Below are 24,299 nucleotides of genomic sequence, written 5' to 3' on the forward strand. Positions count from 1 at the left end.
TTACTTCGCTGCCAATTTTTCTACACGGATAGTCACCGCACGTTTGTGTGCATCTAAGCCTTCTGCTTCAGCCATAGTGACTACTGTAGGGGCAAGGTTCTTTAGGCCATCAGCAGATAGCTCTTGAATCGTCATACGCTTAGAGAAGTCCGCCAAGCCTAAGCTTGAATAAGTACGTGTGTAACCGTAAGTAGGAAGAACGTGGTTAGTACCCGATGCGTAGTCACCTGCTGATTCAGGCGACCAATCACCAAGGAAAATAGAACCTGCGTTGTCTAATAGAGGCAGAAGCTCGCGTGGGTTCTTAGTCTGAACAATTAAGTGCTCAGGACCGTAGTAATTTGAGATTGAAACCGATTGAGTCAGAGACTCAGCAATAATAATCAAACTTGAAGCTAATGCTTGCTCGGCAATGTCCGCACGAGACAACTCTTTAAGCTGACGTTGAACAGCATCCGTCACTTGATCTGCAAGCACAGGAGAAGGAGTCACAAGAACCACTTGAGAGTCAGGACCGTGCTCTGCTTGGCTTAACAAATCCGCTGCAATGAAATCTGGGTCTGCCGTTTCATCAGCAATCACTAGCACTTCTGATGGACCTGCTGGCATATCAATCGCTGCACCACGGAAATCATTACTTACCTGACGTTTTGCTTCTGTCACGTAAGCGTTACCTGGACCAAAGATCTTATCAACTTTAGATACGGTTTCTGTTCCGTAAGCCATTGCTGCGACGGCTTGACCACCGCCGACATTGTACACTTCATCAATGCCACACAGTTTTGCTACATAAAGGATCTCGTCAGCAATTGGGGGTGGAGAACAAAGCACCACTTTACGACAGCCTGCAATTTTTGCAGGAACCCCAAGCATCAAAACAGTCGATGGCAATGGCGCACTGCCACCGGGAATGTACAAACCCACTTTTTGAATTGGGCGCGTTACCTGTTCACAGACTACACCCGGTTGAGTTTCTACTTTGATTGGCTGCGGCTTCTGCGCTTTGTGAAACTTAGCAATGTTTTCATACGCTTGTTCCAGTGCGTTCTTCATTTTTTCAGAAAGACGCGCTGATGCCTCATCGATTTCTTGAGCTGATACACGGATAGATTCCGGCTGCACGCGGTCAAACTTCTCAGTCAGCTCCAATAATGCAGCATCACCTTCTTTGCGAACTTTTGTGATTACTTCAGAAACCGCGGCAGTGATATTCGCACCTTCTGTAATTGCAGGACGTTCTAGGATTGAGTCTTGCTGCGTTTCACTTAGCGATTGCCATACGACTGTTCTCATTGCGATTACTCCATCATTTTTTCAATTGGTAGTACTAGAATTGAGCTGGCACCCAGTTCTTTTAGCTGTTCCATGGTTTCCCAGAACAGGTTTTCAGTACTTACCAAGTGAACCGCAACTTTTTGCTTGTCTGCAGATAGAGGTAATACCGTTGGGTCTTCAGCACCAGGAAGTAGAGCTTTGATTTGGTCTAGCTTCTCTGCAGGTGCGTGTAACATGATGTACTTAGACTCTTTCGCTTGCTGTACGCCTTGCATTCGGGTAAGAAGTTTTTCGATTAGCGCCACTTTGTCTGCATCGAATTCGCCAGTACGTTGAATCAGTGTCGCTTTTGATTTGAAGATAATTTCAGCTTCTTTAAGACCGTTCGCTTCCAGTGTTGCACCTGTAGAGACCAAGTCAGCGATGGCATCAGCAAGACCAGCGCGAGGAGCAACTTCTACTGAGCCTGTCAACATACATGTTGAGAATGGAACACCCGCTTCATCCATATAAGCTTTTAACAGTTGCGGGTAAGTTGTAGCGATACGTTTTCCAGCTAAGTCTTGAGGACCGTTGTACTCTTCGTCTTTATCAATCGCGATAGATAAACGGCAACCACCAAAATCAAGTCGACGAAGTTGAACAAATTCAGACGGTTCACCCAGTGCTTTGCGATCAAGACGAACTTCTTCTAATTCGTTTTCACCAATAAAGCCCAAGTCAACCACGCCATCCATAATTAGACCTGGAATATCGTCGTCACGAACCAAAAGCAAATCAATTGGCATATTTTCAGAATGAACAACTAAGCGCTCACCCATTACATTGAACTTCACGCCACATTTTTTAAGTAGAGCTTGGCTCTCTTTGCTTAGACGACCTTTTTTCTGAATTGCAATTCTTAAGCGTTGTGTTTGCATTGCTTTATCCCTGTGCCAGATTCGGTAATTAAAATATTTTATAAACCAGTAAAACTAAAAAACCCTCGAGAGATGTTGGTCTCCCGAGGGTTTGAAATCTGTTTTCACTTTGATTTTCACCTCCGGGAGTTTCTTATCTCCCGGGTATGCGTGCATCTCCCGAAAGACTAGACTGGGTGATGGTGATGATGAATGTTCATTACAAAATTACGCATACTTATTTAAGGCTCGATTGTGTTGCTTCGTTAACAACCACACTAACTAAGCTGCTAACTTTTTTCAACCTTTAATTTTAAAAAAATACGAATTGTATAATACAAATAAAAAAGGAGGCCGAAGCCCCCTGTTATTTTAACATTTAATTCAACAACTTATGCACTCTGACAAGATGCCATTTTTGACTTTGAAAGCCATGACAAAATCGCACAAACGATAACGAATGTAATCGATGCTGCGATGAAAGAGAACGCAATTGAAGCCGTCATACCAAGAGCAATAAAGCCCACGCATGAAACAAGCGCGACTGATAATGCATAAGGTAACTGAGTTGATACGTGATCGATATGGTTACAACGTGCACCAGTCGATGACAAGATAGTCGTATCTGAGATTGGAGAACAGTGGTCACCGAATACCGCACCAGCAAGAACCGCACTTAGCATTGGTAGCATAAGCGCTACATCTGTTGCGCCCGCCATATCGCCCGCGATTGGTAGCATGATACCGAACGTACCCCATGAAGTACCTGTCGAGAACGCCATTAGACCAGACAGCAAGAATAGGATAACTGGCAGCCAGTGTGGGTTGATGTTGCCTTGTGCCATTGTAGATAGGTAAGAACCTGTCTTCATGTCACCGATAACAGAACCGATAGTCCAAGCAAACACTAGGATTAGGATTGCACCAAACATTGATTTAGCACCAATCCAAAGCGTACGTGCAATCTCAACCATTGGTAAACCTTGCTTCAGCACCGTAAATAGCGCGACAGCAAGACCAAGTAAGCTACCGTAAATTAGAGAAGTACCAACATCAGTATTCTCAAACGCACCTAACAAAGCAAATTCTTTGCCATCTGCTGCTAGTGCTTGACCACCGGTGTAAAGCATTGAAGCAATCGTTGCCACAATAAGCGTAACGATTGGAAGAACTAGGTCAGAAACCTTACCCTTCTCACTTTCACGGATATCTAGCTCTTCATTTAGCTCATGCGCTTCTTGAGTATCATTTTCTTTATCTTTATCGAAACCACGGCCTTGAGACGCCGCGATTTCGTGATCACGCATCTTACCAATATCCAAACCAAACCACGCCACTGCGAATACCATTAGCAGAGCAAATACAGCGTAGAAGTTCATTGGGATAAGGCGAACATAAGCGCCTAGTGCAGAATATTCTGTGATGCCATGTGACACCAAGATACCACCGATAATAGTAATGATGTATGCACCCCAGCTTGATGCTGGCATGATCACACACATAGGTGCTGCTGTGGAGTCTAAGATGTACGCTAGCTTAGCGCGAGAGACGTAAAAGCGGTCAGTTACTGGACGAGAGATCGCACCAACAGCAAGACTGTTAAAGTAATCGTCGACAAAAATGAATACGCCAAGGAAAGCTGCAAGAAGTTTAGAGCCACGTTTACTTTTTACGCGTGTTTGCGCCCATTCAGCGAAAGCACGAGTACCACCAGAAAGTGTTAACAACGCTGTTGTCATACCTAAAAGAATAAGGAAGCCAACAATACTCATGTTCCAAGTATTGATACCACCGTCTTCAATAAAGACAGAAGAAACTTGAGAACTAACATAACCTACCGTATTACCGATAGACCAATCGTTAAGAAGTACCGCACCCAGCACGATACCAACACCAAGAGAAACTAAAACACGTCGAGTTAGAATCGCCAGCGTCAGCGCGACAATAGGCGGTAATAACGAAACAGGAGAATGTGCAAAATCTATTAAATTCATGATCTTCAAAAACCAAAGTTTGGCTAGAGATCTACTGCAGACAAGTCACGTAGCATACGGTACGTGCTCATGTTGAACTTAGCGACAGGGAAGCGAACACTTCACCCAACCCTACAGTAGCGCTCCATAGTTTAATGTAAATATACTATGGCAGTGTTGTTCCTTTCAGAGACAACCCCAGCAAGTGGTTTCGATAGCCCCACTTACTTCGGCAATCTTCGCCTTCCACTATTATTCATTGGCATCACCCCAATAATAGCTACTCTTCGAGACTGCACCTCTACGGCAATAACAAACAACTAACCGTTAATCGTACAAATTAACAACAATTTATCTGCAATATTGCATCAGGTGGTTGTCATTGTACCTATGAAGCCTCCCATTGCAACACATCAAACTAAATTAAATGAATAAATAATCGCGATTTCGATTTATAAATGAAATGTGACCAAATCATACATTGCGCAACTGCAATCACTTCAACCTTGTCCATTATGAAACTTTATTACTACTATTAAATACGCCATAGTTTTACGTGCAACAATAAATGAATGAAATATGACAGTGATAGCATTTGCCATCTAATCCTTTTCTGTCAGAAAAAGGGAAATTTAATTCAAGCTATAAATAAACATGATAGCGATCGAGAAAAAGACCGTATCTATTAAGTAAAAATTGTCTGAAGTGGCTAATTAAATTTCAAATTGATTAATTAATATTGTTAGAACCCGAAAAAACTAAAGAAATTTAATCTAAATCATGAATTAGCATTTGCACATATCAGAAAGATAAAGTTAAATATAAGGACTCTATGTTTATTTCTAGATTCACATTTAATTTATCTTATCGATAAGCGATGTAGAATCTTTTAACCTATTAATAGGAATCGTCATGTCAGAGCTGACTAAAACACTTCTAAATATCCGTAGCCTTCGTGCATTTTCTCGTGAGCTGACTCTAGAACAATTGGAAGAAGCTCTAGATAAACTAACTATCGTTGTTCAAGAGCGTCAAGAAGCAGAAGAAGCAGACCGCGCAGCACAAGCTGAGCAAGAAGCTAAACTGGCTGCTATCGCTGAGCAAATCGCTCAAGACGGTATCGATGTTGAAGCGCTAATTAGTGCACTTGCTGGTGAAACAAAAACTAAAGCAAAAACTAAACGTGCTCCTCGCCCTGCTAAATACAAATACACTGACGTAAGCGGTGAAGAGAAAACTTGGACAGGTCAAGGTCGTACACCTTCTGCAATCCAAGAGCAACTAGATGCAGGTAAATCTCTAGATGATTTCCTAATCTAAGAATAGATTTATGAAATTTTAAAAAGGTTCCCTATGGGAGCCTTTTTTATTTTTCTGTAAATAGATACAAAAATGGCGCATTTTGAATGCGCCATTTTTTGCGTATGTGAGAAGTTGGTTAATTCAACAGAATCTATTAACGTTCCCAGTATGCTTCTTCTAAACTATCTTCGCGCTCAGGAAGACCACGAGAAAGACGTGGTGAATGCTGCACTAACACTTCGTAACTCGCGCGGTTTGCGTATTTACAAACTTGAGAGAACGAAGAGTAAGTTAAATACTCATTGCTGTGCTTGCTAGAGTTAGGCACATTTTCTTTGTGGTATTTATTTGCAGCCATATCGTGAAGTACTGCTGACAATGCTGCATCACCTGCGCCATTAGTATTTTTAATTTTTTCTGGGCCACCCATGTATGGGGAGATATGTGAATATACTTTGATTGCATTTTCACATGAGTCTTTCTTTGCAGGTCGGCTAAATTCAAAACGGTTGAATTCGGCAATAGAACCAGGAAGCAGCGGCAACGACGTTTCACGCTTCGCGCTTTCTTCTGTATAACCCGCCATAAATAGACCAACAGGACCTGCTGTACATAACACAAGGTCAGCCCACTCAAGCGTCTTATCCGACGCCGCTAGCGGATCAGATTCGCCCGTTAGCGCTTCCGCTTCGTCTTCATTCATTGCAACAACGGATACATTGTCACGAATAAATTCTTGCCAGAATGTTGGGTCATCTTGAATAACAAATTTAGTTCCTAGTGTTAGTACCACAGGAACATCATGTTTCTTCGCGTATTCAATTGCACGCATCGTTGCTTCCGGCATTGGGTCGCCTTCTTTACAACGAACTAGGTAAGCAGTCAGTACTAACGCAGACGCGCTCTTGAAGATTTTCTCAGGGATGTTGTCTGGGTGAAGTTGGTTCATTTGACCTTCACTGATTGCGAAAGTACGTTCACCATCTTCTGTAATCAGAGCGAAACAGCGACCGATGGCACCTTCAACACCTTGTAGGTAGTTCAGGTCCATACGGCTAGAAGTGTTACATAGGTAGCGGTAACCGTAGCTACCAATTTTGATGTCCTGACTCATTACACCCAAAAGCGTTGAACGGTCATCCGCTAACACAGAATAGTTGTGTAGCGTGTTACCAATTGTGCCACCAGCATACTCATTGGTAATTAAGCATTCTTCTTTTAGCTGTTGGTATAGCGCTTCTGCAGTCGCGTCATCAATTACCAACGAGTGTCCTTTACTCAAACCGTACTTTTCAATCACATCCGTTGTAACTTTCGCTTCAATATCAACCAGCGTTTGGTCAATGCCGATGATGTGAGTGCGCGTCATCTTTTTGCTTTCTTGTGCTTGGCTCACCAATGGGTCACGAGCATGAACAGGAAAATAGTGCTTCGATTTGCGTTGTCCAGGAAATTTCATATTGTTAGTCTGAGTAAGGGGATGAAAAGGAGAACGGATTCTATACCGCCGTCATTAAAGCAGCAATAAAGGCAATTATAGCAAACGTTTGCAGTCCGCTTTTTTCTTTCAATCGCCCTATTCGCCTTCCATGAAACCAAGATCTGGCAGTTGTTCGAGGTGTTCACTGTAACGCTTAAGGTCGAACTCCCCACCGTTCTTCATTACGTCAAAAATCTCAATAGACATAGCACACGCCATCATCGCCACCGCATCTTCACGTGGTGTGCCTGTCATCATTAGACGCATCAGCGTTTCTTTCACCTTAAGTGGATTACCATCTTCAAGTTGATTTTCAACAATTTCAATCAACTCAGCTTCTTGCATAAATTGGTTTTCTTCAGTCATTTGATTTTTCCTCTTGGATTTTTGCCAACTATGCCATATATAACCCTTCTATACTTATCGAATTTAATACTCACGTTCGCATTTGGATAAATTTAAGCCAAAATCGAAGTGTGATTTCGATCTCGGATCTGTCACCGGTCAGTGGATTCTGGTAGAATCTGCGTCCCGTTAATTTTAGTGGTGTTTAGTAATGTCTGATAACAGCCAAAAGAAAGTCATCGTCGGTATGTCCGGCGGCGTTGATTCATCTGTTTCTGCGTATCTTCTAAAGCAACAAGGCTACCAAGTAGAAGGCCTGTTCATGAAGAACTGGGAAGAAGATGACAACGAAGAATATTGTACAGCAGCAGAAGATCTTGCTGATGCGCAGGCAGTATGTGACAAGCTAGGCATCCACCTACACACTATCAACTTTGCTGCTGAATACTGGGATAATGTATTTGAATACTTCCTTGCGGAATACAAAGCAGGTCGTACACCAAACCCAGACATTCTTTGTAACAAAGAAATCAAATTCAAAGCATTTCTAGAATTTGCGGATGAAGTGCTTGATGCAGATTACATCGCAATGGGTCACTACGTACGCCGCTCTTTCCCAGAAGACGCTTTACCTGGGGAAGAACAGGAAAAACCACAAATGCTACGTGGTCTAGATGGCAACAAAGACCAGAGCTACTTCCTATACACATTAAGCCACGAGCAGATTGCACGTAGCCTATTCCCTGTTGGTGATTTAGAGAAGCCAGAAGTGCGCCGTATCGCAGAAGAGCAAGACCTGATCACAGCGAAGAAGAAAGATTCTACCGGTATCTGTTTCATCGGTGAACGTAAGTTTACGGAATTCCTAGGTCGTTACCTTCCTGCTCAACCGGGTAATATCGAAACGCCAGAAGGCGAAGTGATCGGTCAGCATCAAGGTTTGATGTACCACACATTAGGTCAACGCAAAGGTCTTCATATCGGTGGTCGTAAAGGCGGTGGCGGTAACGAAGACCCATGGTTTGTTGGTGAGAAAGATCTAGAACGTAACGTTTTGATTGCGGTTCAAGGTAAAGACCACCCAATGCTGAAATCAGAAGGTCTACTTGCATCACAACTTCACTGGGTAGATCGTGAGCCAATTCGCGATGTTATGAAGTGCACAGTGAAAACTCGTTACCGTCAGGAAGATATTCCTTGTACAATCATCCCTATCGATGATGAAAACATTAAAGTGATCTTTGACGAGCCACAAATTGCTGTAACGCCAGGTCAATCAGCCGTGTTCTATAAAGATGACGTGTGCCTTGGTGGCGGCATCATCGAGCAACGCATTAAATATTCTCAAGCTTAGGAGTCGTTACGTGGCGAATACACTTTATGACCGTACTATCGCTTTTGCAGGTATCTGCCAAGCTGTTGCTTTGGTTCAACAGGTAGCGAGAGACGGACATTGTGATCAAGATGCCTTTGAAACGTCAATTAACGCCATTTTGAATACTAGCCCAGCCAACACCATCGGTGTTTTCGGTCACGAAGCCGACCTTAAGCTGGGTCTTGAATGCTTGGTGAAAGGGATTGATAGCACCCCATCTGGAAGTGAAGTCACTCGCTACATCATCAGCCTAATGGCATTAGAGCGCAAGCTATCGGGTCGTAACGATGCAATGTCACAACTTGGTGACCGCATTCAAATGGCTCAGCGTCAAACGGAACATTTTGAATTGCTAGATGATCAAATGATCAGCAACCTAGCGAGCATTTACTTGGATGTAGTCAGCCCTATTGGTCCTCGTATTCAAGTAACTGGTACTCCATCTGTACTGCAACAAACCGCTAACCAGCACAAAGTTCGTGCGTTGTTGTTATCGGGTATTCGTAGCGCAGTACTCTGGCGTCAAGTTGGCGGTAAACGTCGCCACCTGATCTTCGGACGCAAGAAGATGGTAGAGCAAGCACAAATCCTTCTTGCTCGAATGTAATAAGGTATCAAGTAAGCAGCTCGCGTTTATCGCGAGCTCATTTTTTTCGATCAAAACAAATCTCGCGCAAACGTTTGCGCAATATTCGTGACAATTGCCACAGTTATTGGTATAAAGCTCACGAAATTTAGAAACCCAATTCAGGAGAACATCATGGAACTGTCAGCATTGACTGCTGTTTCACCAGTAGACGGCCGTTACGGAAGCAAGACAATTGCGTTACGCGAAATTTTCAGTGAATACGGTCTACTAAAGTACCGTACTATCGTTGAAATCCGCTGGCTACAAAAGCTTGCTGCTACTGCTGAAATTGCAGAAGTGCCAGCGTTTAGCGCAGAAGCAAACCAATTCCTAGACGACCTTGCTGCAAACTTCTCTGAAGAAGATGCACGCCGAATCAAAGAGATCGAGCGTACAACTAACCACGACGTTAAAGCGGTTGAGTACTTCCTAAAAGAGAAAGTAGCAGACGTTCCTGAACTGCACGCAGTAAACGAGTTCTTCCACTTTGCATGTACTTCTGAAGACATCAACAACACTTCACACGCTCTTATGCTTAAAGAAGCGCGTGAGAACGTGATTCTTCCAGAAATCCGTAACCTAATCGACGCTATCAAAGCGCTAGCAGTGGAATACCGCGACATTCCTCTTCTATCGCGTACACACGGTCAGCCAGCTTCTCCATCAACAATGGGTAAAGAAATGGCAAACGTGGCGTACCGTATGGAGCGTCAATTCAAGCAAATCGAAAACGTTGAGATCCTAGCGAAAATCAACGGTGCAGTAGGTAACTACAACGCACACCTTTCTGCTTACCCAGAGCTAGATTGGCACAAGTTCTCTGAAGAGTTCATCACAGAGTCTCTAGGCGTAACTTGGAACCCTTACACAACTCAGATCGAACCGCACGATTACATCGCTGAACTGTTCGACGCTATCGCTCGTTTCAACACTATCCTGATTGACTTCGACCGTGACGTTTGGGGTTACATCGCACTAGGTCACTTCAAGCAAAAAACCATTGCTGGTGAGATTGGTTCTTCAACAATGCCTCACAAAGTTAACCCAATCGACTTTGAAAACTCAGAAGGTAACCTAGGTCTTGCGAACGCTGTATTCGGTCACCTAGCACAGAAACTACCTATCTCTCGTTGGCAACGTGACCTAACTGACTCAACAGTTCTACGTAACCTTGGTGTTGGTGTTGGCTACGCAATTATCGCTTACACTTCTACGCTTAAAGGCATCAGCAAGCTAGAAGTAAACCGCGAAGCACTTCTTGCTGAACTAGACAAGAACTGGGAAGTACTGGCAGAACCAGTACAAACAGTAATGCGTCGTTACGGCATCGAGAAGCCTTACGAGAAACTAAAAGAACTGACTCGTGGTAAGCGTGTAGATGGTGAAGCAATGCGTAACTTCATCGACGGTCTTGAGCTTCCTGAGCACGAGAAAGCGCGACTTAAAGAGATGACACCAGCGAACTACATCGGTCAAGCAATTGAGTTGACAGACAAGCTGTAAGAGAATCGAATAATAAAGAGGGTTGACGTGAAAGCGTCAACCCTTTCTTTATTTTAGGGGGAACGAACTGCAACCTATGCAGCGCAGTGATTCGGAATAATGGATAAGGCTCTATTAATGAAGCGAAGCGTTCTCGAATCTCGAATCTCGAATCTCGAAGACCAGCATTACCAGCAATTTTATTGCCTCTGAAAAAACAGAGTAATCGTCCCTACTTCGATCCCAAACTTCTTGATCTTAGTGAGATTAAACACGTGCATTTCGTCTTGGCGGTAGAGCCAGTCATCAAATGAAACCGTGATAGTTGAATCATCCATTTTTAGCTCAAAATCGTACTGCCATTGCAGAGCGTTTCCTACCTCTTTGCCCGTAGCGACACCAATAATATCATCCGCTTTCCCCTGATAAGTACCGTCTGCTAGTTTGGTAATGACCCAGATTCGCTGGTCAAGTTCACCATCGTCAAAGACAAAGTCTTCCACCAGCGTCAACTCATTGCCTTCAACCGTTCCAACAATATCGACTTCAAAGCGGCGAGTTTGCTTCTCGGTGTAATCTTGAACCATCCCCCACGCTTTGACATCGCCTTCAAAGTAGCCAAATAAATCAAAAGCCGGTGAGGACGCCTGGTAATTATCTATGTCAGCTGAACATGCGCCGAGTAACGTTGCAGCAGCGACAACCGATGTTTTGATCATTCGTTTTATTATTTTCACTGCCTCACCTGCCCGATCAGTTGTTTACGAAGTTTTGGGAATTCCGTCTGTGGTGATAACCAAATTGAAAGAAAGGCATCATTGAGGCGCTCATCATTCACATAACCAACCGTCTGGTAAGGTTTACTGCCTGCTTGACGATAAATCAGTTGACCATTTTTACCATCGGTAAGGTAGGTAAGCTCATCGCCTTTCTTGATGTCAGGAAACATAGTGTTCAATTCAGAAATCCACTGCTGGCGATAAGCCTGAGTAAAACCCAGCTTTTGCCATTGTTCGTCGGTCACATCAAGTAGCTGGTCTCTACTGATATCGCGCTGATAGTTAATCTCGAGAGCAAATGGATGGGGAGAAATATCACCGGACACCATATATATGCCCTCAGGCGCTTTTAAGCGAGATTTATAGATATCAAACACGAACCAAGTGAGCTGCGCTTCGCCGACAGTTTGCCATTGCTGCCAATCGCTATTTGTTACTCCGTTTGTACTCGTCACACTTTGCGCTTGCAAAGGCACCGCACAGAATAGGGAGGCGACTATTACACTGCTAGTCAGTTTCCGTTTCCAATTTATCTTCCAACTTTTCATTTCCGTACACCTTGAGTATCAATAGCATCATCAAACACCATTCAACGAACAAAATCGCTAGTGTCGCGCCAACGCTGAAACCAAACTCGACAGCCTCAAGCTTACAACCGGCAAAGTAGCTGGCTGTGCCTCCGAGACCACCTACTATTGATACGTAAATTTTGGGGAAACGGTACAAAATTGACTTAAGTTGATAAGCGTACCAAGAGAACAGAACCCACAAACATGTAAGCCATAAGGGTAACCACGTGGTCGGAAATATAAAGACAGAAAATTGCTTATTGAGTGTGTCTAGCACCAAACCCACAAAGACAACCATTGCGATACGTTTGAGAGCGGAGGGCTCCACTCTCCAACAATGTACTATGGTCAGCAATGTAAGTATTAAGGTCAGCGACTGCCACTGATAGGTTCCAAGCACAGCTAAAAACCAGCATAGTTGGAACCAAGTTGACGCTAAAAACACTTTCATGACGAACTACGGGCGCTGAAACGTCATATGAACCGCACTGATCGTGCGAGCTAGAAACCCACCTTCACAGTAACTTAGATAGTATCGCCACATACGTACAAAGCGATCATCGTAACCAAACGCACGCACGTCATGCTCTGATTGATTAAAGCGGTGGTGCCATTCGTTAAGCGTCTTGGCGTAATCCAACCCAATATCAAACAAGTCTCGCGTCACCAAGTCACTGTGTTTAGTTGTTGCTTGGGTGAGTGACGTTACCGAAGGTAAAAAGCCGCCGGGGAAAATGTACTTCTGAATGAAGTCGACATTGTTGCTGTAGTAATCGTAACGCTGATCGGCAATAGTAATCGCTTGGATAGCCATCAAACCACCCGGCTTTAGCAGGGACTCACACTTCTTGATATAAGAAGGTAAAAATTGCTTACCCACGGCTTCTATCATCTCAATAGAAACAAGCTTGTCATAAGACCCCGTTAAGTTTCGGTAATCTTCTTTAAGCAAGGTGATTTTGTCGGTCAAACCACGCTCATTTATCTTCTGTTCAGCGTAGGCATACTGTTCTTCAGAAATGGTTGTCGTGGTCACTCGACAGCCATACTGCTCAGCCATATAAATCGCCATTGCGCCCCAACCGGTACCAATTTCAATGACATGGTCGCTAGGTTTGAGCTCAAGTTGTTGACACAGGCGTTCCATCTTATTGATTTGCGCCTGCTCTAATGAGTCATCCACTTGGTTGTACAGGGCCGACGAGTACAGCATATTCGTATCAAGAAATGCTTCATACAAATTGTTGCCTAAATCGTAATGAGCGTGAATGTTTTTGCGCGAATTTTCTTGCGAGTTGCGATTTGTCCAATGGCTCACCTTATATAACAGCCTCGTTATCCAGCTGCCCTGCTCTTCAAGCTTATCCAGCGCTCGCATGTTAAGCGCCATTAGCTTCATCAATGCTGTCAGATCTGGACTATCCCACCACCCATCCATATAGGCTTCACCCGCAGCGATACTGCCGCCCTGTAGAATTCGGGAGTAGAACCCCGGATGCTTAACTTCAATAGTTGCAGCAACGGGTTCTCCGTTATGCTCACCATTGGGCGTCGAAAAACGTTCGCTACGCTCAGTCGTTTCTGTCTTGAAGCTCTCAATGACCGTTAAGCATCCAATCTCCATCTTTTGCAGACACTGGAAAAGAACTCCACGGGCCGCTTTTTGCGTTGTTGTTAATTCACGCGGCATTGCGATAGAAGTTGTATTTAACATGCAGAGTTCTCCTTATGCTTATTATTTTTCTTGTCTTCACCCACATGGTTTGCTTCGCCCTTACTGGATTGAGCGTATTTTGGATGTGAGTAAAAAGGTGCGCCTTTAATCCACAATTTCAGTGCGTGCCAATAAATACCAACCATTACTTTTACCGTTTGAATCGGCGTAACGATCAAGCATTTCAACAAGGCATTACTTGAAAAGGGCTTGGCTTTCATAGCCATAGTCGCATCAAAATGTTTTTCGCCTTTATGGCATTCCAAATGAATATTCAGCTTGTCTGTTAAAGGTTTGATTTTCCATCGGTACAGTTGGTCGATTGGGTTGAAAGGAGAAACATGAAATGCTTTGTTCTGCTCCCACCCAAACTCTTCATTTTGCTCGTCCGCTGCTACCGCATAATAATGACGTTCATTCCAAGGTGTGTTGCTCACCTCTGCTAGAAGGTACTTCCATTCCCCTTCTTTGTTATAAACGTAGTAGAAATTGACCGGACTGAAATAGAGCCCTAGATAACGTAAGTGACAAACCGCTATCACTTTACCGGTCAAACGAACACCAGCTAGCGCTTCCAGTTTGTCTTGAACCGCAGATTTTACGCACCCTTTACCACCGATATAATCACTGCGCTTAAAACGTGCCCAATGCCACCATCGCGAACCAAAGCCCCATACTTTTTTCTCTAACGCTTCGAGCTCGTCCACGTCGATGGCTGGCATAAATAGCGAGTAATTCAACTCATGCTTTATAGGCGTAAAGCGACGGTGACGGACGTTGCCTATAAATAATCTGCTGTTCATCTGACTATCCATATCATGCCGCGCCTTTTTCAAAAGGAACCACATTTTGCTCGCGGTACTTTTCTTCTAGCCCTTGAACAACATCGAGTGCGCTACGGACACCATCTTCATGGAAACCGTTGTACCAATAAGCACCGCAGAACCATGTGCCTTGTATACCTTGAACTTCGTCTTTACGTTGCTGCGCAGCGATAGACTCCGTCGTAAATACAGGGTGATGATAAGTGAATGAGCGTAGGATTTTGCTTGGGTCGATTTGTTCCGTACTGTTCAAAGTGACACAGAAAGTATGCTCAGACTGGACATGCTGAAGGATATTCATGTTGTAAGTAAGCGAAGGAAGTCGTTGCTGCTCATCTTCACTGCCTTCTAGCAGATAATTCCATGACGCCCACGCTGCCTTACGTTTTGGGAGTAAACGGGTGTCTGTATGCAGTACAACCTCGTTTGCTTGATAGGTCATATCCCCTAGAATTTCCTGCTCGGTTTGGCTGATATCTCCTAGCATTCTCATTGCTTGATCACTGTGACAAGCGAAGATAACGTCATCAAACCAATGTGTTTCTCCATGAACCTGAACACCTACGCCATTTTCAGTTCGGATAACTTTCTCTACAGGGCTGTTTAGACGAATATCATTGGCATAGCCTTTCGTTAGAGGCGTAATGTAAGAGCGAGAGCCACCTTTAACCACGTACCATTGTGGGCGATTTGTAATATCCAACAAACCGTGGTTGAGGAAGAAGCGTAAGAAAAACATAAGCGGGAATGCACGCATATCCGCTAGTGTCGACGACCAAATTGCAGCGCCCATCGGCAAGATGTAATTGTCGGTAAAGAAAGCACTGAATTTGTGCTCATCCAGAAACGCTCCCAACGTCTGGTTATTAGTTAACTGTTCATTGGCAAAGCTTTTAGCCAGTTTGTTGAAGCGAAGGATTTCAAAAATAAAACGATAGAACTTTGGATTTGCCCAATTTCGTTTTTGAGCAAACAATGTCGATACAGTGTGTCCGTTGTATTCCAATCCATTACCATCGTTTCTGACGCTGAAGCTCATCTGAGTAGGACTGCCTTCAACGCCAATCTCATCCATCATTTCTATGAAGTTTGGGTATGTACGATCGTTGTATACGATAAACCCAGTGTCGATTGCATACTCTTTACCATCAAGACTGACATCAACAGTCGCCGTATGACCACCAACGTAATCATTCGCTTCAAACAACGTCACGTCATGTTCTTTATGTAAGTAATAGCCACATGTGAGACCAGATATCCCTGTACCTACGATGGCGATTTTTTTTCTTCCTGCCGTATTCATGATTCTTCCTTCTTATGATGCGAGTTTTGAGGTAAGCCGAGCTTGCCAGCTATACGGAAGCAACGAGATAAAACGCAGAACACCAGTGAATCTCGCCGGGAAATAAATATGGCTTTTGTTGGCATCCAACTGTTTTCGAATCGCAGCTGAAGCCTGATTGACAGAAACAATCATCGGCATGTCAAACGTGTTTTTGTCAGTAAGTGGCGTTTCGACAAAGCCAGGGAATACCGTCACCACTTTGATACCTTTCTTCTTCAAATCGACGGCTAGCGTACGCGCAAAGTAACTGACGGCTGCTTTTGAAGCGCCGTAGGCTTCAGCACGAGGCAATGCGACCTCTGACGCGATTGACCCGACAATTACGACGCGATGCCCACGTTCAAATTGCCCCTGACACGCTTCGACACAATTGGCCACACCAACGACGTTAACGTTCATAACACGCGCCATGAGTTGCGCATCAACAATGCCATCATCCATGTATTCACAGTCACCGGCATTGAAAACCCAAGTTTCAGGGATAAACGGCAGTTGAGAGAGAGCTTGAATTGTTTCGTCGTACTGAGTCACATCGAAGCGTAAAGTCGACATGTTGGTTGAACCTTTTTCTAGCTCAGCCAATACAGCTTCGTTACGACCACATGCAATCACTTTCCAACCTTCATTGGCATAATCCAACGCGAGCTGTTTGCCAATGCCTGAAGTTGCCCCGGTGATAAGTACTGAGCCACTCATTGTCCTAACCTCTGTTTAATGGTTTTGACGACAGAACCTAGGAGCGGTAGGTTCTCGTAGAGCATTTCGCCCAAATCAAAATAATCACGATGGTAAATGACTTGCCCTTCACAAAACTTAAGGTGGGATACACCATTTACAGATATCGGCGCACCCTTTTGAAGCTTAGGATGTTGTAAATCCATCGTCCAAGTGAGAAACCCAGTTTCTCCGACTTGTTGATGGTCATGGATAACGAAGTCACAGCGAATGACATTGGTGTATAAGGACTGAAAGTAATCGGAAAGTGCAGGCCACCCTTCTAATCGATGGGCTGCATCTTCAAACACCACATCTCGGTGGTAAACCCCTTCAAGCAAATGCAAGTTTGCTTTACTCAACTTCTGATATATGTTGCCAACTGACTGAATGTCCATTCCTTTGCTCCTATACCACATCAAAAGTTGTACAAAAATATCATATGTACAAGATAGACTAATCATGAAAAGTTGTACAAAAATATTTTTGTATAACTTTGTTTCTGAACAGTGATACGTGATGAAGTACAGCAGAGATCAACAGACACAAAAAAAGGCTTGGTTAAAAAACCAAGCCTTTTCAAAATTTTAACTAGCAGTAAGTTGAACTGTTAGCTTACAACGTGATTAGTATTGTTGGCTACGTAGCGCTGCAATACGTTTATCTAACGGTGGGTGGCTCATTAGAAGTTCTGTCATCGAGCGCTTACCGTTAATACCAAATGCCATCATAGTGCCATCTAGTTGAGATTCGTGGCTCATCTTCAAGCGCTCTAGTGCTGCGATCATCTTCTCTTTACCGACTAATTGAGCAGCCCCTGCGTCTGCGTGGAATTCACGATGGCGGCTGTACCACATGGTTAAGAAACTTGCTAGGAACCCGAATACCAGTTCAAGTACCATAGATACACCAAAGTAAACCATCATGTTGGTACCTTGACCTTCCTCATCATCGTTAGAAGCAACAATATTTGCGATAAAGCGAGATAGGAAGATAACAAACGTATTCACCACACCTTGCATTAGCGTCATCGTTACCATGTCACCATTAGCGATGTGGCTAACTTCGTGCGCCAATACCGCTTCTGCTTCATCACGGGTCATGTTGTGTAGCAGACCGGTAGAAACTGCAACCAATGAATCGTCGCGTTTTGCACCCGTTGCGAATGCGTTGATGTCCGCAGAATCATAAATTGCAACAGTTGGCATACCAATGCCAGCTTGCTGAGCTTGACGTCCAACCGTTTCAAGAAGCCAATGCTCTGTTTCGTTACGAGGACTTTCGATGACCATGCCACCCACAGAACGCAGTGCCATGCCCTTAGACATCATTAACGAAATAAATGCGCCACCAAAACCAAATACAGCAGCCATCACAAGTAGACCAGATAGACTGCCTGGTTGCATTCCAGTTACAGCGTAAACAATATTCAGAACAACACTAAGCACTAGCACAACAGCTAGGTTAGTTGCTAGGAATAACATAATTCGCTTCATTACTTTTCTCCGAGGAAGCTTATCGTTTTTTAAAACAGATGTTTTTTAAACGGATTATTATATGGAACAGGTTTTTATAAGTAACAGAACGCTTGAAAAGCTGATTCCGCTTAGTTTCGTGCTCCGTTGCGTTATAGATATAGTCTATCCGCGATAAAAACAAGGTTAAGCAATAAATTGCAACATTTGTTTTCGAGACTGAAATAATACACACCTTTTTACACTCTTAAATCAGCACTTTAGACCGAGTATAGACTTTGGTCTTATTGTGCGACTATCTGTACGTGCTAGATTCGGGTTAGATGAACGAAACGGGGTTAGCTTTTAGGACAATTAAGCAGCTCCAAACTTCCATGTCTTGAGGGAAAAATCATGGTAGAAACTAACGACTATCAAATGGCTATCGATCTACTTTGTTGTCACCTGGGTATCTCAGAGGATGAGGCAAAGCAACAACTAGGTATTTCAACCGATGCTCAAATGTCAAAGCGCGTTGCAGAAACACAACAGGCGTTGATGGGGCTTAGCCAAGAGAAATAAACTGAACGTCGAATCTTACGATTAGACACAAAGGTTTACACGAAAAAAGGGCTGCATTTCGCAGCCCTTTTGGTTTTAACTAAAACCTTATTACTTATACGTTCAGCAACGGCTCAACGTTGATGTATTTGCCTAACTCTTTACGTTTAGCACTTGGAATGTACGGGATCTCACCGAGTTTTGGCGCGTCTAGACGTTCTTCCAACATATCGATGATTTCTGCATAATGCTCTGTGCCCGGATTCACGCGATTTGCCACCCAGCCGACTAGATTTAAACCATCAGCTTTGATGATTTCAGCGGTGAGCAATGCATGGCTCAAACAACCCAGCTTAATACCTACAACCAATACGACAGGTAACTGCTCTTGCTGTACCCAAGTCGACAAGCTGTCTGTATCAGACACAGGCACACGCCAGCCACCAGCACCTTCCACTAGAACAATGTCAGATTGCTCTTTGTGTTGAGCCAATTTCTCGCTCAGTACTTCGTATTTAATTTCTACATGTTCATGTTTAGCGGCGATGTGAGGAGAAGCAGGTAATTCCAAAGCGTATGGGTTTACATCGTCGTATGCGATATCGAGTGTCGCCGCTTTCTGCAGATGCAATGCATCCGAGTTACGCCAACCTTCCGCCGTCTTGTCGCTTCCTGCTGCCACTGGCTTGTAACCAATGGTGTTAAGCCCTTTTGCACCAAGTGCTTGCAAAATAGCTTTAGACGCTACCGTTTTTCCTACATCAGTATCCGTACCAGCAATAAAAAATGCATCAATCATTTAACTATGACTCCAAAACAAACCTGATAACTTGCAGGTAGAAGACCTTGATCGTTTCTAAATGCTTGGTACGCGCGCTCAACCTGCAACAAAGTGCGACGGCTCGTCAGACCATGTGAGCGCCCGCTTACGTGATTTGCACCAATGCCTTTGAGATCACGCATGACAGAAAACGCTGAATCGTACCAAACTGTGATGGGGGTCAAGTCTAGATGATGGTTGTGGCACCAAGATTGCGCTAACGCAATTTTTACCTGATTGTGGGTAATAAAGTTATTCACGTGTTGATATGTATCAATTTTTGACCAAGCCTCACGCAACTCATAAAGCGAGCCATCGACTAGCGTAGAGAAACACCCGCTTCCCCCTACTTTTAAGACACGACGTATTTCTCTTAATGGGTAACTCAAATCTGTACACCATTGTAAAGCCAAACTAGAAAACACGTAGTCGAAGCTTTCATCATCAAAAGGCAAGTTTTCAGCATCAGCCAACTGATAATGCATGTATTCAGAACCACAACGTTGCTTTGCTTTATCTAACATGGCTTGAGAAATGTCACCGCACACTACTTCTGCGCCCCGCTGCTGAAGAAGCTGAGAAAAGTAGCCAGTGCCACATCCTAAATCTAACACACGCTTGCCGGTTAAATTTGTAGGGAGCTTATTAAGTAACCGATGCCCAACGTCGCGTTGAAACGCTGCATGTTTATCGTATGTTTCTGCAGCTTTACCAAATGAAGAGGCAATCGCATCCTTATCTTGGTGAAAGCTCTCTAATGCGACCATTTGTGCTAAAGCGGAAGTTGCATTATCCATTACAGCGCTCCTAATGCTTGCTTCAATGCCATTGAAAGCGTTTTAACTTGTTCATTAGTGTGATTAGCAGTAAGCGTAATTCGAAGACGAGACGTCCCTTTCGGTACCGTCGGAGGACGAATAGCCGTCACCCAAATACCGTTCTGACGACAAGCACCTGCAACTTGCAAAGCCAAATCAGATTCACCAATCAAAAACGGCTTAATCGATGTTTGAGTCTCAACAAAACCGTCAAGATCACTGAGATTGTCTCTATACACTTTCCCCAACTCTGTCAGTTTTTCACGCCGCCACGACTGCTCTTGAATCATCGAGACAGCATGCGTCAGCGCATAGGCTTGTGCTGGAGGTATCGCCGTAGAATACACATGGTGACGAGCAAATTGAGTTAAAAAATCCCCCGTTGCGCGATCACATAAAATGGCTGCACCAGACATTCCAAATGCTTTGCCGAAGGTCACGATCAATATCTCGGGCTTAACCGCCGCCAATTCACATGAGCCACCGCCAGATTCCCCGAGAACACCGATACCATGAGCGTCGTCTACAGCAAGCCATGCATCATGATTACTGGTGACATCAGCGATATCAGCAAGTGGGGCACAGTCACCGTCCATGCTGAACACCCCTTCGGTAACCACAAGATTGTTATCTTCAGCGCTTATGAGTGATGAAAGGTGCTCGATATCGTTATGTTTGAAGCGCTTCATTTTAGCTGGTGACAACACACCAGCCTCCATCAAAGAGGCATGGTTCAAACGGTCTTGGAGCAATACGTCTGATTTTTCTAGCAGAGTAAACAGCAGCGCTTGGTTAGCACTGAAACCAGAGCCAAATAGGATTGCCCTCTCGTAGCCCAGCCATTCAGTTAGCGCCGCCTCTAAATTGCCATGCGCCGCACTAAACCCCGTAACCATTGGAGAAGCACCGCTGCCACTGCCATATACGCTCAAGCCTTGCTGCCAAGCACGGACAAGTGCTTGGTCATTTGCCAAGCCCAAATAATCATTACTTGAGAAATTGATGTAACGTCTGCCTTCGTGCTCCAAAATTGATTGGTTACCAGCAAACACCACATTCATGGAACGACTCAGCCCTCGCGTTTTACGCTCAGCAAGAGCGGATTCGATACGAGATTTAAACGCTGGCATCGTAGAAAAGATCGTCTTTTGTCGGGCGAGCAGCAACGCGCTCTACGACGCGATCGAGTAGCTCGTTTTCTTCGATTTCATCAGGTTTTTGAGACACCTCTTGGCTGTTAATGCCAAGCTTCTTAAACAACATCATGTCTTTGTCTTCAGAAGGGTTTGGTGTAGTTAGAAGCTTGCAGCCATAAAAAACAGAGTTAGCGCCGGCCATAAAGCAAAGCGTTTGCATTTGTTCGTTCATGTTTTCACGACCAGCCGATAAACGGACTGCGGATTGAGGCATCATGATTCTGGCAATGGCGATCAAACGAATAAAATCGAACGGTTCAACGTCATCAACTTCTTCGAGTGGTGTGCCCTTCACCTTTACTAGCATGTTGATTGGTACACTTTCAGGATGCACTGGCAAGTTAGCCAATTCAACCAACAAACCTGCTCGGTCATGTGCACTTTCACCCATACCAATGATACCGCCAGAACAAATTTTCATACCTGCATCACGAACGTGAGAAAGCGTGTCTAAGCGGTCTTGGTAAGTACGTGTGGTAATGATGTTGCCATAGAACTCAGGTGAGGTATCGAGGTTATGGTTGTAGTAATCCAGACCTGCAGTAGCCAATTGCTTAGCTTGATCTGGCGTTAACATACCTAACGTCATACAGGTTTCTAACCCCATGTCTTTCACACCTTTGATCATATCGGTCAAATGTGGCATGTCGCGCTCTTTCGGGTTTTTCCACGCAGCCCCCATACAGAAGCGGGTCGAACCAGCGTTTTTCGCTTTTTGTGCAGCGTCGAGCACACGCTCAACTTCCATCAAACGTTCTTTTTCAATGTCTGTGGTGTAGCGAGCACTCTGAGGACAGTACTTACAATCTTCTGGACAAGCACCTGTCTTAATCGACAAAAGCGTGCTTACTTGAACATGGTTGGTTTGTTGATATTGACGATGAACAAGCTGCGCTTCGAATAGGAGATCCATGAATGGTTTTTCCATGAGATCGCGCACTTCAGCATGCGTCCAGTTATGACGAACTTCCACGTGTATTCCTTTAATCACTTTTTTTGTTGTGTTGACAGTCTACTGAGTCTCGATAAACTGTCAACACAACATAAAACAACAAAGTTTACATTTGGTTATTTTTTAAACTTAATTATTATTGGAATAGCACATGGATCTCGCCTTCGACCGCCAGCATATCTGGCATCCTTATACTTCGACGTTGACACCTCTGACCTGCTACCCAGTTGCATCAGCAAATGGCGTGCGTATTAAATTGGAAGATGGCACTGAGCTTATAGACGGGATGTCTTCTTGGTGGTCGACAATCCACGGTTATAATCATCCGCACTTAAATCAAGCAGCTCACCAGCAAATCGAGCAGGTCTCTCATGTGATGTTTGGCGGGATTACCCATCAACCAGCAATCAATTTGTGTAAGAAACTGCTGTCCCTCGCACCAAGTAACCTTGAACATGTCTTTCTTGCTGATTCTGGCTCCGTTGCCGTAGAAGTGAGCTTGAAGATGGCATTGCAATATTGGCATGCCAGGGGCGAACGCCGACCAAAGTTTCTCACTTTACGACACGGTTATCACGGCGATACTTTTGCGGCAATGTCGGTTACCGATCCTGACAACTCAATGCATTCTCTCTACAAAGGCTTTTTGCCTGAACATATCTTTGCGGAGTCACCAACTTGTGGTTATTGGGATGAATGGAAATCAGAAGACCTTACTGACTTCGAGCAAAAGATAGAGACGCACCATCAAGAACTTGCTGCGGTGATCCTAGAACCTATTGTTCAAGGCGCAGGTGGAATGCGCATCTACCATCCAGAATTTCTCAGAGGTGTGCGTAAGCTTTGCGACAAATACGGCTTGTTATTGATTGCAGATGAGATCGCAACCGGGTTTGGACGCACTGGCAAATTGTTTGCCTGCGAACATGCAGATATTCAACCAGACATTCTGTGTGTCGGTAAAGCACTCACTGGAGGCTACATGACCCTCTCAGCAACCCTAGCTAGCAAACACGTCGCAGATACCGTTTGTGGCGGTGATGCTGGGTGTTTTATGCACGGTCCAACCTTTATGGGTAACCCGCTCGCCTGTGCTGTTGCCACCGCAAGTTTGGAATTGATTGAGCAAGGTAATTGGCAGCAACAAACCCAACAAATTGAAACGCTGTTTTCCGAGTTGCTGCCAAAACTTGAAACATACGACTTGGTGAAAAGCACCCGTTGGCTAGGTGCTATTGGCGTTGTGGAAACGTATAGCCCAGTAAATATGGAAACCATCCAAGCTCTCTTTGTTGAGCACGGTGTTTGGATTCGTCCATTTGGCAAACTGATTTATATGATGCCACCGTTTATCAGCAAACCAGACGAAATTGAAAAGTTGGTTAATGCGATTGATGCTGCTTTGCAACGCGAAGATTGCTTCGCTTAATTCGTTCTCGGTTAACGCAGGACACTGTGACAAAGAGACAAATAAGAACGGTTTGAATTGCTACTCAAACCGTTTTCTTGTCATTGACTCAAGGAAAGCTATCGAAGTTGACTGTCTTTACTCGCTCGTCGATTGAACAGTGCTTGGCGTTGCGACACCAATTCGATCGTTGACTGGCATTCGATACAAAGACGAACGCCTTTCATTGCAAGACGACGCGCTTCTGGGATCTCATCACCACACTCATCGCAGTAATGGGCGCTCTCACCCTTTGTGATACTGCCACGAACACGGGAAATCTCGTCGTCTATTGTGTTTTGAATTTGTTGGCTGACGCTATCGTCGTTTGCCCACCCTACGGCCAT

The 24,299-nt window shown here is 44.3% G+C and carries 25 protein-coding genes, 1 riboswitch and 1 other annotated feature; of the genes, 6 read left to right on the forward strand and 19 right to left on the reverse strand.

Translation table 11 applies throughout. From position 1 onward, the window contains the following. The 3 genes from hisD to tet(35) all read right to left on the reverse strand — a co-directional run bounded on the left by hisD (nt 1) and on the right by tet(35) (nt 4,168). Nucleotides 1-1,293, reverse strand: coding sequence for a histidinol dehydrogenase (gene hisD, locus VHA02S_RS08500; RefSeq protein WP_017819524.1), 1,293 nt, complete (start codon nt 1,291-1,293; stop codon nt 1-3). A gap of 5 nt (nt 1,294-1,298) precedes the next feature. Continuing rightward, nucleotides 1,299-2,195, reverse strand: coding sequence for an ATP phosphoribosyltransferase (hisG, locus tag VHA02S_RS08505; RefSeq protein ID WP_005450765.1), 897 nt, complete (start codon nt 2,193-2,195; stop codon nt 1,299-1,301). A 53-nt stretch (nt 2,196-2,248) separates the two neighbouring features. Then, nucleotides 2,249-2,387, reverse strand: a sequence feature (His leader region). 179 nt (nt 2,388-2,566) lie between these two features. Further along, entirely contained in the window at nt 2,567-4,168 is a 1,602-nt protein-coding gene (gene tet(35) / locus VHA02S_RS08510; RefSeq protein WP_038897437.1) for a tetracycline efflux Na+/H+ antiporter family transporter Tet(35), read from the reverse strand. Between the two features lie 109 nt (nt 4,169-4,277). Further along, a riboswitch (Lysine riboswitch) is annotated at nt 4,278-4,459 on the reverse strand. Nucleotides 4,460-5,059: 600 nt separating this feature from the next. Here tet(35) and VHA02S_RS08515 point away from each other — a divergent pair. Beyond that, nucleotides 5,060-5,467, forward strand: a complete 408-nt coding sequence (locus VHA02S_RS08515) for an H-NS family histone-like protein (RefSeq protein WP_005450770.1) — start codon at nt 5,060-5,062, stop codon at nt 5,465-5,467. Nucleotides 5,468-5,603: 136 nt separating this feature from the next. On the opposite strand, the gene VHA02S_RS08520 is transcribed toward VHA02S_RS08515, so the two are convergent. Both VHA02S_RS08520 and VHA02S_RS08525 read right to left on the reverse strand, forming a co-directional pair. Beyond that, nucleotides 5,604-6,908, reverse strand: coding sequence for an inosine/guanosine kinase (locus VHA02S_RS08520; protein ID WP_005450773.1), 1,305 nt, complete (start codon nt 6,906-6,908; stop codon nt 5,604-5,606). A gap of 117 nt (nt 6,909-7,025) precedes the next feature. Further along, nucleotides 7,026-7,295, reverse strand: coding sequence for a hypothetical protein (locus VHA02S_RS08525; RefSeq protein WP_005450775.1), 270 nt, complete (start codon nt 7,293-7,295; stop codon nt 7,026-7,028). Nucleotides 7,296-7,485: 190 nt separating this feature from the next. Here VHA02S_RS08525 and mnmA point away from each other — a divergent pair, with 190 nt between their 5' ends. From mnmA to purB, 3 genes are all read left to right on the forward strand, one after another. Next, a complete protein-coding gene (gene mnmA / locus VHA02S_RS08530; RefSeq protein ID WP_005450776.1) occupies nt 7,486-8,628 on the forward strand; it encodes a tRNA 2-thiouridine(34) synthase MnmA in 1,143 nt (380 codons plus the stop codon). 10 nt (nt 8,629-8,638) lie between these two features. Further along, nucleotides 8,639-9,256, forward strand: coding sequence for a high frequency lysogenization protein HflD (hflD, locus tag VHA02S_RS08535; protein ID WP_017188199.1), 618 nt, complete (start codon nt 8,639-8,641; stop codon nt 9,254-9,256). Between the two features lie 153 nt (nt 9,257-9,409). Then, nucleotides 9,410-10,780 carry an adenylosuccinate lyase gene (gene purB, locus VHA02S_RS08540; RefSeq protein ID WP_005378198.1) on the forward strand — a complete coding sequence of 457 codons (1,371 nt, stop codon included), beginning with the start codon at nt 9,410-9,412 and terminating at the stop codon, nt 10,778-10,780. Between the two features lie 179 nt (nt 10,781-10,959). Here purB and VHA02S_RS08545 read toward each other — a convergent pair whose 3' ends face one another. The 9 genes from VHA02S_RS08545 to htpX all read right to left on the reverse strand — a co-directional run bounded on the left by VHA02S_RS08545 (nt 10,960) and on the right by htpX (nt 18,200). Then, on the reverse strand, nt 10,960-11,478 hold the full coding sequence (locus VHA02S_RS08545) for a DUF3833 domain-containing protein (protein ID WP_005450780.1): 519 nt from the start codon (nt 11,476-11,478) through the stop codon (nt 10,960-10,962). A gap of 14 nt (nt 11,479-11,492) precedes the next feature. Beyond that, nucleotides 11,493-12,086: a chalcone isomerase family protein gene (locus tag VHA02S_RS08550; protein ID WP_017188200.1), complete on the reverse strand. Its 594-nt coding sequence runs from the start codon at nt 12,084-12,086 to the stop codon at nt 11,493-11,495. Beyond that, the gene (locus tag VHA02S_RS08555) at nt 12,046-12,558 is read right to left on the reverse strand and encodes a DUF2878 domain-containing protein (protein ID WP_038897436.1); all 513 of its coding nucleotides are present in this window, start codon (nt 12,556-12,558) and stop codon (nt 12,046-12,048) included. The genes VHA02S_RS08550 and VHA02S_RS08555 overlap by 41 nt, the downstream gene beginning before the upstream one ends. A gap of 6 nt (nt 12,559-12,564) precedes the next feature. Then, nucleotides 12,565-13,821, reverse strand: coding sequence for an SAM-dependent methyltransferase (locus VHA02S_RS08560; protein ID WP_038897435.1), 1,257 nt, complete (start codon nt 13,819-13,821; stop codon nt 12,565-12,567). Then, the gene (locus VHA02S_RS08565; protein ID WP_038897434.1) at nt 13,815-14,636 is read right to left on the reverse strand and encodes a DUF1365 domain-containing protein; all 822 of its coding nucleotides are present in this window, start codon (nt 14,634-14,636) and stop codon (nt 13,815-13,817) included. The genes VHA02S_RS08560 and VHA02S_RS08565 overlap by 7 nt, the downstream gene beginning before the upstream one ends. Before the next feature lies 1 nt (nt 14,637). Then, nucleotides 14,638-15,948, reverse strand: a complete 1,311-nt coding sequence (locus tag VHA02S_RS08570; protein ID WP_038897433.1) for an NAD(P)/FAD-dependent oxidoreductase — start codon at nt 15,946-15,948, stop codon at nt 14,638-14,640. Between the two features lie 12 nt (nt 15,949-15,960). Beyond that, nucleotides 15,961-16,686: an SDR family oxidoreductase gene (locus VHA02S_RS08575; protein WP_009698189.1), complete on the reverse strand. Its 726-nt coding sequence runs from the start codon at nt 16,684-16,686 to the stop codon at nt 15,961-15,963. Then, on the reverse strand, nt 16,683-17,102 hold the full coding sequence (locus VHA02S_RS08580; RefSeq protein ID WP_005450787.1) for a nuclear transport factor 2 family protein: 420 nt from the start codon (nt 17,100-17,102) through the stop codon (nt 16,683-16,685). Before VHA02S_RS08580 ends, VHA02S_RS08575 begins: the two co-directional genes overlap by 4 nt. Nucleotides 17,103-17,330: 228 nt before the next feature. Continuing rightward, nucleotides 17,331-18,200 carry a protease HtpX gene (gene htpX, locus VHA02S_RS08585; RefSeq protein WP_005450788.1) on the reverse strand — a complete coding sequence of 290 codons (870 nt, stop codon included), beginning with the start codon at nt 18,198-18,200 and terminating at the stop codon, nt 17,331-17,333. Between the two features lie 372 nt (nt 18,201-18,572). Between htpX and VHA02S_RS26140 the strand changes: the two genes are divergently transcribed. Next, nucleotides 18,573-18,740, forward strand: a complete 168-nt coding sequence (locus VHA02S_RS26140; protein ID WP_005450789.1) for a hypothetical protein — start codon at nt 18,573-18,575, stop codon at nt 18,738-18,740. Nucleotides 18,741-18,834: 94 nt separating this feature from the next. Here VHA02S_RS26140 and bioD read toward each other — a convergent pair whose 3' ends face one another. Genes bioD through bioB form a run of 4 tightly spaced genes read right to left on the reverse strand, consistent with a single transcriptional unit; the run spans nt 18,835 to nt 22,526 of the window. Further along, complete coding sequence (bioD, locus tag VHA02S_RS08590) at nt 18,835-19,518, reverse strand: dethiobiotin synthase (protein WP_009698190.1); 684 nt, start codon at nt 19,516-19,518, stop codon at nt 18,835-18,837. Further along, nucleotides 19,515-20,336: a malonyl-ACP O-methyltransferase BioC gene (bioC, locus tag VHA02S_RS08595; RefSeq protein WP_005450793.1), complete on the reverse strand. Its 822-nt coding sequence runs from the start codon at nt 20,334-20,336 to the stop codon at nt 19,515-19,517. Before bioC ends, bioD begins: the two co-directional genes overlap by 4 nt. Next, nucleotides 20,336-21,487, reverse strand: a complete 1,152-nt coding sequence (gene bioF / locus VHA02S_RS08600; protein ID WP_017188205.1) for an 8-amino-7-oxononanoate synthase — start codon at nt 21,485-21,487, stop codon at nt 20,336-20,338. Before bioF ends, bioC begins: the two co-directional genes overlap by 1 nt. Next, the gene (gene bioB, locus VHA02S_RS08605; protein ID WP_005450797.1) at nt 21,474-22,526 is read right to left on the reverse strand and encodes a biotin synthase BioB; all 1,053 of its coding nucleotides are present in this window, start codon (nt 22,524-22,526) and stop codon (nt 21,474-21,476) included. The genes bioF and bioB overlap by 14 nt, the downstream gene beginning before the upstream one ends. A 130-nt stretch (nt 22,527-22,656) precedes the next feature. On the opposite strand from bioB, the gene bioA reads away from it, so the two are divergent. Beyond that, nucleotides 22,657-23,934, forward strand: a complete 1,278-nt coding sequence (bioA, locus tag VHA02S_RS08610) for an adenosylmethionine--8-amino-7-oxononanoate transaminase (protein WP_009698192.1) — start codon at nt 22,657-22,659, stop codon at nt 23,932-23,934. Nucleotides 23,935-24,032: 98 nt separating this feature from the next. Here bioA and VHA02S_RS08615 read toward each other — a convergent pair whose 3' ends face one another. Then, nucleotides 24,033-24,299, reverse strand: a complete 267-nt coding sequence (locus VHA02S_RS08615; RefSeq protein ID WP_005437185.1) for a DksA/TraR family C4-type zinc finger protein — start codon at nt 24,297-24,299, stop codon at nt 24,033-24,035.

Source organism: Vibrio harveyi NBRC 15634 = ATCC 14126 = KCTC 12724 (assembly GCF_001591145.1).
Lineage (GTDB): Bacteria > Pseudomonadota > Gammaproteobacteria > Enterobacterales > Vibrionaceae > Vibrio > Vibrio harveyi.